Here is a 12035-nt window from a genome sequence, read left to right on the forward strand (position 1 = left end):
GTTAGCTCTGTGTATTTAGCTTACACAAATTACTTATAGTTATCGAACAGTTATCAAACATACTGAGGGTATTCCAACGAAAATCGAAGGTAGTTTCAACAAAAATAGCATACTTTCAGAACCTTATCTTATCATGAAATAATACAAAAGAATTTGCAAATCGAAACAATTCCTTATGAAATAAATATATGGATGAAATTAACAAAAAATAACATTAGAAATACAGTATAAAAAGAAACCTTCCGGTAAATCATTTTATTATGACTTCAGAATAAAATGGTTAATCTGGGAGGTTTCATTATGGCTCTTTATAAGGTAGAAATTTGTGGAGTAAATACATCGAAATTGCCGTTGTTAAAGGGTGAAGAAAAGGATGCTTTATTTGAAAGAATCAAGCAAGGTGATAAGGAAGCTAGAGAGCTGTATATCAAAGGAAACCTACGATTGGTGCTTAGCATCATTCAACGTTTTTCAAATAGTAATGAAAATGTCGACGATTTATTTCAAATTGGTTGTATTGGTTTAATGAAAGCTATCGATAATTTTGACATCACGCAAGGAGTAAAGTTTTCAACTTATGCAGTACCTATGATTATCGGTGAGATACGTCGTTATTTAAGAGATAATAATGCCATACGTGTATCCCGTTCTTTAAGGGATACTGCTTATAAAGCAATTTATGCGAAAGAAATGCTTCTTAAGAAAAATGATAAAGAACCAACGGTTTGCGAGATAGCGGCCGAAGTTGGAATTAGTCAGGAAGATATTGTGGCTGCGCTTGATGCAATCCAGAGCCCAGTATCTTTGTACGAGCCTGTCTATTCAGAAGGTGGAGACACTTTGTATATTATGGACCAGGTAAGTGACAAAAAGAATAAAGAAGAAAACTGGGTAGAAGAAATCTCATTAAAGGAAGCAATGTCTAGACTATCTCCAAGAGAAAATAATATTATAAATCTGCGCTTTTTTCAAGGAAAGACACAGATGGAGGTAGCAGAAGAGATTCAAATATCGCAAGCACAGGTTAGTAGACTTGAAAAAAATGCATTAAAGAATATGAGGAACTATCTTATTGATAAGTAGATATAACTAAATATTTCCTTTCAATGAAAAGTTTCGAAAAAAGAAGAAAACACAATTATAGTATCAACTAATACAGAGACAGAACGAAATGTTTCGTTCTATCTCTGTATTAGTTTTATGATTAAATAATTTGTTAATAGTAATATTTAATTCAAATAAATCAAGCAAATATAACAAATACATGTGTATTTTACATTTTTTAGACAAATCAAATTAAAAATATAGTCATATTTATTTAGTTTGTTTAACGAAAAACTATAGTAAGTTAAATTAATCTCATACTTTTTATGGTAAAAACTATGCTATAAATACCTATATATGGAATATAACCGTAATAATCAATATATAATTAAAATTAATACTTGATAATTTGTATAAACTGCTATATAATAAAACTACGAAAACGATATAGCTAAGAAGCGGTGGTAAAAATGGCGACGATTAAAGAGCTATCATTAAAATGTGGTGTTTCCGTTTCCACTGTCAGCAAAGCATTGAATGACTATAAGGATATTGGAGAGGAAACGAAACGTAATATCCTGAAAGCAGCCAATGAGATTGGTTATTTTCCTGATTCGAATGCAAGGGCATTAAAGACGAAGAAAACTTATAATATCGGAGTATTGTTTTCTACGATGTTTGGTCATGGGCTCAGGAATGAGTATTTCGCTCATATTTTAGCTTCCTTCAACGAATATGCTACGGGTAAGGGATACGACATTAATTTTATTGAGCATAATGTTGGTAATCGGAAGATGACTTTTCTGGAACATTGCAGATATCGGAATTTCGATGGTGTTTGTATTGCCTGCTGTGCAGATTTCTTCGACAATGAGATTCAACAGGTTGTGAATTCAAAGATTCCTGTAGTGGTCATTGATCACATCTATAATGAGGCAATATCAATTCTTTCTGATAATATGGAAGGAATGAGGCAGTTAACACAGTACATAATTGATCAGGGTCACAAAAGAATAGCATACATTCATGGCACGAATTCATCGGTTACACATAATCGGTTGGTAAGCTTTTACCAGGTGTTACGGGAAAATGATTTAACGATACCGAACGACTATGTGATCGAAGGAATTTATCGTGATTCTGTAACGTCAGGCTTATTGACACAGAGATTACTGGATTTACCGGTCCCACCTACCTGTATCATTGCTCCAGACGATTATTCAGCGCTTGGAGTTATGAATACAATCAGAAGAAACGGTTTCAGGATACCAGAAGATATCTCTGTTGCAGGATACGATGGCATTTCAGTGGCACAGGCATTAGAACCAAAGCTTACTACGATAAGACAGGATACGGACAGAATTGGAACAGAAGCAGCAAAACAGTTAATTAATTTGATTGAGAGACCTATGGTAACCTCTATTTCAAATGTTTACCTTAAGGTCTCGCTGATGAAGGGAAGTTCAGTTGGCTATGTGAATAGCAGCGACTTGAATCACCTATTAAAGTAATCGATTGTCCATTAGAGACAATCAAGGTAACATAGGCATTTGTATTATTTATTAATATAATGCAAAATTAAAGGAGGGTATTGAAATGAAAAAGATGAAGAAAGCATTAGCTATGCTCATGGTTTTAACCATGGTTTGTGCTATGTTTGCAGCATGCGGTACAAAGAATGCAAACAGTAACAAAATAGCGAGTACATCTGGTGGTAAGATATTCAGAATTTATTGCTGGAATACAGAGTTCCAGGACAGATTTAACGAGTATTACGCAAGCAAAATTCCAGCTGACGTAAAAGTTGAATGGGTTATCAATCCAAATGAAGACAATGTATACCAGACAAAGTTGGATGAAGCTTTACAAAAGCAGGAATCTGCTGCACCAGAAGATAGAATTGATTTATTCCTGATTGAAGCTGACTATGCATTAAAGTATGTTGGTACTGACTATACTTTGAATGTTATCAAAGATGTTGGCTTAACAGAGAAAGACCTTTCTCAACAGTATCAGTACACAAAGGATGTCGTTACAAGTAACGGCGCTCTTAAGGGTGTTTCATGGCAGTCTTGTCCAATGGGCTTCCTTTACAGAAGATCCATGGCTAAGGCAGTGTTAGGAACAGACGATCCTGATCAGGTTCAAGAGATGCTTTCCGACTGGACAAAATTTGATGATGTAGCTGCTAAAATGAAGGCAGCTGGTAACTTCATGTTATCTGGTTATGATGATGATTATCGTGTATTTGCTAACAACAAGAAACAGCCTTGGGTTGATTCTAACAAAAAAATCGTAATTGATGATCAGATCAAACAATGGGTATCTCAGACTAAGACATATACAGATAAAGGCTATAATAACAAAGCTAGCTTATGGTCAGCAGAATCAACTGCTCAGATGGCTAATGATGGCAAGGTATTTGGTTACTTTGGACCAGGATGGTTTATGGATTTCTGTTTCATGTCTTATACACTTGATGATCCAAACGGAGAGAAAGAAATTGGTAACGGAGGTTTCGGTGACTGGGCTATGTGTAAAGGCCCTCAGGGATCTTACTGGGGTGGTACATGGATTTGTGGAGCAGCAGGAACAGATAATCTCGATATCGTAAAAGATATTATGTTAACAATGACATGTAACAAAGATACACTTGTTAAGATTACAAATAAATTTGGTGATTTTACTAACAGTGTAGCAGCTATGGAAGAAATTGCTAACAGTGATTATGGCTATCCATTCTTAGGAGGTCAGAATCATATCAAAGTATTACTTGATTCTGCACAAGATATTCATATTTCTGCAGCATCTCCTTTTGATCAGACTATGACTGAAAAGCTTCAATTATCAATGAAAGACTACTTTGAAGGCGTTATAACAGAACAACAGGCTTGGGATAACTTCTATACAGAAGTTTTAGGAAAGCATCCAGAACTTAGTAAATAAGATAAAAGTTCGAAATTTCACAGTGTAACGGATAAGATATAGTTTTTGTAATAACGAAAGAACTTAAAAACTTTTATTTCGGTACAGCAAGGTGGTTTGAGTCGCCTTGCTGTACTAATATGGATAGTATGCTGATGATAAAAAGGCATCTCTCCTTTTACAATGGCAGGATTGAAAGAGCGCACAATTCTGTGGCAACTCATAATAAGCGCAGTTGTGAGGTATCGTATGCAGAATCCAAAGAAATCGAAAAAATTTGTTAACTATTCAAAATGGGGATATATTTTCCTAATACCATTCTTCGTAATCTATACGTTCTTTTCACTGATACCATTACTTTCAACTTTTTACTACAGCTTCTTTGAGTTATATTGGGCGAATGGGGGATTGTCGAAGGTAGGCCCGAATTTTGTTGGCCTAAAGAATTATGTTAAACTCTTTACTGAGTCCGAGTTTTTAAAATATTTCGGTAATACGATGATACTTTGGATCATTGGGTTCATACCTCAGATTTTAATTTCTCTCCTATTAGCAGCACTATTTACAAGTAACCGTTTAAGACTAAAGAAGCAAGGATTTTTTAAATCAGTTATCTATATGCCAAATTTGATTATGGCATCAGCATTCGCTATGTTGTTTTTTACTTTATTTTCACCAGATGGGCCAGTCAATCAGTTGTTAATCCAGTTTGGCTTTGTGAATGCAGGAGATCCAATACGATTTTTTTCCAGAATAACTGGAACACGTGGTATCATTGCGCTCATGAATTTTCTCATGTGGTTTGGAAATACAACAATCATGCTGATGGCAGGTATTATGGGAATTGATCAGGGGTTGTTTGAGGCAGCCTATGTCGATGGTGCAAAACCAACCCAAGTATTTAAAAGGATTACATTACCTTTATTAATGCCTATCCTAAGTTATGTAATGATAACTTCTTTAATCGGTGGTATTCAGATGTTTGATGTCCCACAGATTTTAACCAGTGGATCTGGAAGTCCGAATAATACTAGTAAAACGGTTGTAATGTTATTAAATAGCAAGTTATCACCAAGCTTAAATTATGGTGATGGTGGTGCAATTTCAGTGATCTTATTCATGCTGACGGCTATTTGTAGTGTTGCTGTATATCGTTCGATGATGAATAAGACAGGTAATGATGAAGTTAAGAAAAAAATAAGAGAAGAGCAAAGAAGGAAGTAACGGAATGATGGATAATAGAAAAGCAAACACAAAACCGAATAAAAGCAAACGTGGAGTTGGCGGTGTTGTGACAAGCAGAATTCTGTCATATATCCTATTGATATTTCTCTCCATTATTTGCTTGTTTCCATTTTACATATTAATTGTAAACGCTTCGAGAACTCATGTTCAGATTACCTCTGGTTTCTCACTAATCCCAGGTACGAATCTGTTCCAGAATATAAAAGATGTTCTTAAAAACTCGACATTCACGATTGGCAGTGGTATGCGTAACAGTTTATTGATTGCTACGTTAAGTGCAGTATTGACAACATATTTTTCTACGTTGACTGCATATGCAATACACATGTATGATTTTAAACTGAAAAAATACGCTTTTACATTTATCATGTTTGTTATGATGGTACCAGCTCAAGTATCTGCACTGGGTTTTCTTGATCTGATTGATAAGATGGGATTTAGAGATACCCTATACCCACTGTTTTTACCGGCGATCGCTTCTCCGATTACATTCTTCTTTATGAAACAATACATGGAGAGTGTATTACCTACCGAAATTGTTGAGGCAGCAAGAGCGGATGGATCATCAGAGTTTAGAACATTTAATACGATCATTTTACCTATCATGAAACCTGCGATTTCAGTACAGGCAATCTTTTCATTCGTGGGTAGTTGGAACAATTACTTTATTCCTGCACTTGTGATATCTTCGCAGAATAAAAAGACAGTTCCTATTTTGATGGCAGGACTACGTTCCGCAAGTTATCAAAACTTCTCTTTAGCTCAGCAGTATGTGGCAATACCTCTGATTATCATGTATTTTACCTTATCAAGGTATATCATAGCAGGTGTTACATTAGGAAGTGTGAAAGGTTGATACTTGCATTAATTACATATTTCAATTAGAATAAGGGTATCTGTATCAAAGTACGGATACCCTTATATTATGGTAAAAAACACTATGCTATGGATGCACATTTGCGAATTCATTTAATGGAAATCGCTACTAATTCAGGAAAGGATGAAGAAATTATGGAGAATTATGTATTCCACGCATATACCAAAATGTTATTTGGTAAAAATCAGATCGAACAGCTACCTGATGTAATGAATGATTTTGGAAAAACTGTACTTTTAGTTTATGGTGGCGGAAGTATTAAGAAAAATGGAATTTACGATAAGATTTATGCTTTATTAAAAGGCTGGAATATTATTGAGCTTGGAGGAGTAGAGCCTAATCCGAGAATCACAACAGTACGTGAAGGTGTAAGACTGTGTAAAGAAAACAACGTAGATGTTATTTTAGCAGTTGGTGGAGGTAGTACCCTTGACTGTAGTAAGGTGATTGCAGCAGGACATTATTATGACAATGATCCATGGGATCTTGTATTAGATGGAAGTCTTATTACGAAGGCACTACCACTTGTAACAATATTAACATTAGCTGCAACTGGTTCTGAGATGAATAAGAATGCAGTAATCTCTAATTTAGAGACAAATGAAAAGTTTGGAACTGCTTCAAGATTAGTGATCCCACAGGCGTCCATATTAGATCCAACTTACCTATTTACATTACCTGCAATTCAGACAGCAGCAGGAACCACAGATATTATGTCACATATTTTTGAAGCTTATTTTGGTAAAGTAAAGGATGCCTATATTCAAGATCGTTTTTCTGAAGGAATTTTAAAAGCTTGTATAAAATACTGTAAGATTGCATTACAAGAGCCTGAAAATTATGAAGCCCGAGCAAATTTAATGTGGGCAAGTAGTATGGCGCTAAACGGATTAACCGGTAGTGGAAAGTCTCATGCTTGGACCTGTCATCCGATTGAGCATGAATTAAGTGCATTTTATGATATTACCCATGGTGTAGGCCTTGCAATTGTAACACCTCGTTGGATGAGATATATATTGAATGATGATACGGTAGAACAATTTGCAACTTACGGACATAATGTATGGGATATACCAATGGAAGAAGATAAGTTTGAGGTTGCTCATAAGGCAATTGATAAAACTGAAGAGTTTTTTAAAGAAATTGGCATTCCGATGACGTTAAGAGAAGTAGGAATAGATGATTCTAAGTTAGATATTATGGCAGAAAAAGCGGTAAGATTCGGCGGTTTAGGGGACGCTTTCGTTTCTTTGACAAAAGAGGATGTTGTTAACATCTTAAAAGATTGCTTATAAGAAGGAAAGCAATCTAAGCTTTCTATACTGTTTCAAGTGTAAAAATGTCAGATACGCAAGCATTATCGCACCTGAAACTGCAGAAAAAATAGTTCAACATAAAAATCATAAGAAAAATATAGGGTATATCAGAAAGGGAGAGCCATGGAGTTTTTACATGAAGCGCTAAGGGTTATCGTTGATATAGCAATTCTTTTGTTTGAATACGTAGGAGTAATAATTTTAATAATGTCGGGATTACGCGGTGTATATCAGTATTTCCGGAGGAATGAATTAACCAGACTAAATCTTGCGAAAGGTATGGCAATGGGGCTAGAGTTTAAGCTTGGAAGCGAGATATTGCGTACTGTTATTGTAAGAGATTTTCAGGAAATTCTTACTGTGGGTAGCATTATATTATTACGAGCTGCTTTAACGTTTTTAATCCATTGGGAGATAAAAAATGAAGAAATAAATACGGTTGAAAAATTAGAAGAACACCAGAGTAAATAAGAAAATATTTGATTTCTGTTTTATCAACTAACAAATTATGCAAATTCTTTATATGAAATAATGTTTTAATAAAAAGTCTATCTTAGTTATTATCTATCTTTCGATAGAAGGCTAAGATAGACTTTTGTATTTTACACAATCTCTTTATTTTTACGATATTTGCACGGAGAAATCCCTTTCATACGCTTAAAGACATCACCAAAGTAATTACTATCATTAAAACCACTTAACAATGCGATTTCTGTGATAGGTAACTTTGTATGGAGCAAAAGTCTTGATGCTTCTCTTATTCTTATACTAATTAAATATTCTTTAAAACCAAAACCAGTCACTGCCTTAAACTTTTTGGAAAAATAAGTGGTACTCATATTGCAATAAGCTGCAGTTTCTTCTAAGGTCACAGGAGATTGATAATTGCTGCATATATATTTTGCAGCCTTTTCCATGATTTGATCATCTGGGGAAGCATCATACGGAGTAATGTCATCTTGTTTGGAAATAGAATTTAACCGTAAGATAAATAAAATGAGTTCGTACACATGATTACTTGCTAGATAGTGGGAATAAGTATCTTGGTACATCATTTCACGATGTGCCTTTGAGATTAAGTCTTCAAAATAATCACGTCTGCTCTGAGGTATTCGTACATGCGGTTGCGAAAAACACTTCAATACAGTTTCTTCTCCGAATTCTTGAAACAATGGTTGTAAAAAGCACTTGGAAAAGGTAATGCAAATTCGTTCATGGGAGCCTCCTGAGATATAGGTAGTCCGGTGCAGAGCTCCTTCTTCAATTAATATGAGTTCCCCCTTAGAGACATTGTATAAAGTATCATTTACAAAAAAACGTCTTGTACCTGATAAAAGATAATACATCTCATAAAAGTTATGTAAATGAGCATCTTTCATGCTAAAATACGGATCACGCTTGATTCTTGTAATCTTTAAGTCTTGATTAGAATCCATTATATACGCCCTTTCTATAAAATTAATATGTAAACGTATTTTTTCTTGTATCATAAAGTTGCATAAACCTTCTATGCGCTAAAAAGATGATAACGGTAGGAGTTCCTATTAAAAAGTCTGGAACCTATCTAATCTTTTGTCTCTATTATACTAGAATCTTTCGATAATGGCAAGATTACTGTAATTTGATATATAATTAAAAAGAAAATCAAGGTATCCTTAGACAAATTGTACTATCCTAGTAGGAGCGGCTTCAGGTGGCTTCAGGTGAGAGCATGATGGGTGATGAAAGGAGTTATAAAATGTCGAAGGCGGGGTTGTCAAAAAAGGACGAACGATTTCGTGAGTTTGCATTGCATGGGAATCTATGGAAAGTAGTATTTACGGTAGGATTTCCGCTAGCGTTATATCAAACGTTAAGCTTGGTTTTTCGTTTGTTAGATACGATGATGGCCTCTCATATTAGTGCAGAGTCTGTTTCAGCAGTAGCATACCTGTCTCAGATTAACAATGTATTATCTGCAGTTGGTGGAGGACTTGCAATCGGTGGTAGTCTTGAAATTAGTAAGGCGTATGGTGCTGGTGACTTTGAAATGGTGAAAAAAAGGGTAAATAGTCTCTTGGGTTTATGTGGTCTGCTTAGCCTTGGAGTTTTATCAATGATACCATTTTCAGGAACGATATTACGGTTTGCGAACACACCAAAAGAATTAATTGGAATTGGGAGTAGGTATTTTTCGATTGAATTAGTTGCAATGGTGATTACCTATATTAATAACGTGTACATAGCAGTAGAACGTGCAAGAGGGAATACCAAACGTATCTTAAATTTAAATATGATGATTATTGTTGTGAAACTTTCTTTAACGGCATTATTTATATATGTTTTACATGGTGACATTCAGATGATAGCGATTGCAGATGTTGCTGCTCAGTCTGTTATGTTGGTTGCTGCTATTGTGAATTTAAATAAGAAGGGGAATGCTTTTGGTTTCTCACTAAAGAGTATCAGTTTTAAAAAACCAGTAATAGGTCCGATGCTTACGTTATCAGGACCTGTAATGGTGGAAAAGGCGGCCTTTTCCTTTGGAAAAGTAATTGTAAACTCGATGAGCGGTCAATATGGTCCTTTGGCGGTTGGAGCACTTGGCATATCGAATAATATCGGTGCTGTTACGACTGGACCACAGAATGGTTTTCAAGAAAGTGGAGCAGCAATTATCAGTCAAAACCTTGGAGCGAATCAAGTAAAACGTGCATTAGACACATTTAAACGAGTTTTAGCGATTAATCTGATAATTGGTGTAATTGGATTGGTTACAACTTTAGTATTCTTAAAACCATTTAGTTATATTTTTGCAAGTGCATCAAGTGGTTTTGATATTGAGTTTCAAAACATGATTATAGAAATGTACAAATTCGAGTGTATTGGTAGCTGTATACCCCTTGGTATTAATGCTGCGGTTATTTCGTTATTATTAGGATTTGGATATACAAAATACACGTTAATAATAAATTTCTGTCGAGTATTTGCGTTTCGTATTCCGGTACTTTATGCTTTACAGAGATTCACGAATTTGGGAGCAAAAAGCTGTGGAGTGGTTATGTGCATCAGTAATATTTCGGTCACGGTATTATCCTCCATCATAGCTTTCTTTGTTATTGTGCGGATATGCAAAGAACATAACATTAAGTTCTGGGCGAAAGAGGAGCAGACAGAAAGTGAAAAATTATCACCAATATCCTCCTGTGAGGAGTAATACGGTGTCTATTTTATTAATAATCTAAGTAGTTGGAGCGTTCACTATGTATTACACTCTCACGACCTAAAGATATTTAAGTTTAGAGGAAATGAACTTTTCCGTAATTTCATATGTATATTTTGTGAAACTACTTGATTATTTTATCACTTCATATTAATATAAAAAGAGCCGTTGGTATATACGGTAAGGTTTTAGATATGGAAGGAATGGTTACAACGATGAAGAAAATCAAAGCAACAAAAGCAACTGGGCAAACAAATCAAGAGACATCGAAGGAAAAAAAGAAGAAGTTAATGATCTTTTCTGGGATAGTAGCAGCTGTTCTTGTTCTTTCCTTTGTTTTCATGGTAGTTGAAGCATCTCAGAAATACAAATTGCACATAGTAAATCATACAAGTAAAAACATTACACAGCTTCAATTATTATTTAGTAGTGATGAGGTTAATTACACATCTGATGTTTTCTTCGATTCTGCAATTGCTGCAGGAGAAGAAATTAATACAGAATTTCCAAGACTTCCACTTATGGGTACAAACTCCGGATTAATTTCCAAAACGTACTTTGAGGGAGAAGAAGGTATTCTCAATGATAATGGTTTATTCTTTACCAACTTTAGTGGTAAGATTACAATCGAATTTACAGAAGATGAAGCTGGTGTTATCACAATGTTTGTAAAAGCCAAAGAAGGTAAAGGAAAATTAAGTACATTTTGTGATGATGATCAAGTAATGGAATTTGCAGAAAAGTAATGGTAATAAAAGGAGGAATCATTTGTGATTCCTCTTATCTTAATATTTATGCTGTATTACGGTGAAACGATAAAGAGTATGAAAAATGAAATATTTGCTTAGCGAAAACATTCATTTAGTAAAAAAGCATTCACTTAGTGAAAAGCATTCATTCAGTGAAAAGCATTCATTTGGTGAAAAGTACTCATTCAGTGAAAAGCATTCATTTGGTGAAAAGTACTCATCCAGTGAAATTGAAGAGCTTTCACTGAACAAGTTTGTGTCTGCGCTGCATCACAAACTGGATGATAAAAGAGCAGCGTAGAAAAGAGGGCATATAGGATGATTAAATTATTAGATCAAGGTGCATATGTAATTAATGGCCAGACAATTATTGAAGAGAATCATGAAGCATTAGATATTCTTAAAATGAAGACTGGTAAAGATGTAACCAAGAAAGAGGCAGCAAAAAACACAATTGCTTATGAGATATTAGCTGCTCATAATACCTCTGATAATATGGAAAAACTAAGAATTAAGTTTGATAGACTTACTTCTCATGATATAACTTTCGTAGGAATTATACAGACTGCAAGGGCAAGTGGACTAACTGAGTTCCCAGTCCCTTATGTATTAACAAACTGCCATAACAGCTTATGTGCGGTTGGTGGTACGATTAATGAAGATGATCATATGTTTGG

At 34.8% G+C, this 12035-nt stretch carries 11 protein-coding genes and 1 pseudogene; 11 read left to right on the plus strand and 1 reads right to left on the minus strand.

What is annotated here, in order from left to right; all coding sequences use genetic code 11:
• Positions 1 to 300 precede the first annotated feature (300 nt).
• The 7 genes from sigG to RTP52_RS17340 all read left to right on the plus strand — a co-directional run bounded on the left by sigG (position 301) and on the right by RTP52_RS17340 (position 7878).
• Positions 301 to 1083: an RNA polymerase sporulation sigma factor SigG gene (gene sigG, locus RTP52_RS17310; RefSeq protein ID WP_312102643.1), complete on the plus strand. Its 783-nt coding sequence runs from the start codon at positions 301 to 303 to the stop codon at positions 1081 to 1083.
• Between the two features lie 431 nt (positions 1084 to 1514).
• Entirely contained in the window at positions 1515 to 2555 is a 1041-nt protein-coding gene (locus RTP52_RS17315; protein WP_312372685.1) for a LacI family DNA-binding transcriptional regulator, read from the plus strand.
• Positions 2556 to 2640: 85 nt separating this feature from the next.
• Entirely contained in the window at positions 2641 to 3990 is a 1350-nt protein-coding gene (locus RTP52_RS17320; RefSeq protein WP_312102648.1) for an ABC transporter substrate-binding protein, read from the plus strand.
• 228 nt (positions 3991 to 4218) lie between these two features.
• Positions 4219 to 5193 carry a carbohydrate ABC transporter permease gene (locus RTP52_RS17325; RefSeq protein ID WP_312102651.1) on the plus strand — a complete coding sequence of 325 codons (975 nt, stop codon included), beginning with the start codon at positions 4219 to 4221 and terminating at the stop codon, positions 5191 to 5193.
• A gap of 4 nt (positions 5194 to 5197) precedes the next feature.
• Complete coding sequence (locus RTP52_RS17330) at positions 5198 to 6070, plus strand: carbohydrate ABC transporter permease (RefSeq protein WP_312372687.1); 873 nt, start codon at positions 5198 to 5200, stop codon at positions 6068 to 6070.
• Positions 6071 to 6225: 155 nt separating this feature from the next.
• On the plus strand, positions 6226 to 7386 hold the full coding sequence (locus RTP52_RS17335; protein ID WP_312102672.1) for an iron-containing alcohol dehydrogenase: 1161 nt from the start codon (positions 6226 to 6228) through the stop codon (positions 7384 to 7386).
• 144 nt (positions 7387 to 7530) lie between these two features.
• Positions 7531 to 7878, plus strand: coding sequence for a DUF1622 domain-containing protein (locus RTP52_RS17340; RefSeq protein WP_312102655.1), 348 nt, complete (start codon positions 7531 to 7533; stop codon positions 7876 to 7878).
• A 131-nt stretch (positions 7879 to 8009) separates the two neighbouring features.
• Here the strand turns inward: RTP52_RS17340 and RTP52_RS17345 are convergent, their stop codons facing one another.
• Positions 8010 to 8843, minus strand: coding sequence for a helix-turn-helix transcriptional regulator (locus RTP52_RS17345; protein WP_312372688.1), 834 nt, complete (start codon positions 8841 to 8843; stop codon positions 8010 to 8012).
• A gap of 302 nt (positions 8844 to 9145) precedes the next feature.
• On the opposite strand from RTP52_RS17345, the gene RTP52_RS17350 reads away from it, so the two are divergent.
• From RTP52_RS17350 to RTP52_RS17365, 4 genes and pseudogenes are all read left to right on the plus strand, one after another.
• Positions 9146 to 10603, plus strand: coding sequence for an MATE family efflux transporter (locus RTP52_RS17350; protein WP_312372704.1), 1458 nt, complete (start codon positions 9146 to 9148; stop codon positions 10601 to 10603).
• A 134-nt stretch (positions 10604 to 10737) separates the two neighbouring features.
• On the plus strand, positions 10738 to 11355 hold the full coding sequence (locus RTP52_RS17355) for a hypothetical protein (protein ID WP_312372689.1): 618 nt from the start codon (positions 10738 to 10740) through the stop codon (positions 11353 to 11355).
• An 85-nt stretch (positions 11356 to 11440) separates the two neighbouring features.
• Positions 11441 to 11659, plus strand: coding sequence for a hypothetical protein (locus RTP52_RS17360; RefSeq protein WP_312372690.1), 219 nt, complete (start codon positions 11441 to 11443; stop codon positions 11657 to 11659).
• 17 nt (positions 11660 to 11676) lie between these two features.
• Positions 11677 to 12035: pseudogene (locus RTP52_RS17365) on the plus strand (hydratase); the annotation flags it as partial.

Origin of the sequence: Lachnoclostridium sp. (assembly GCF_031997925.1) — a bacterium.
In the GTDB taxonomy this organism is placed as follows: Bacteria; Bacillota; Clostridia; order Lachnospirales; family Lachnospiraceae; genus Lachnoclostridium.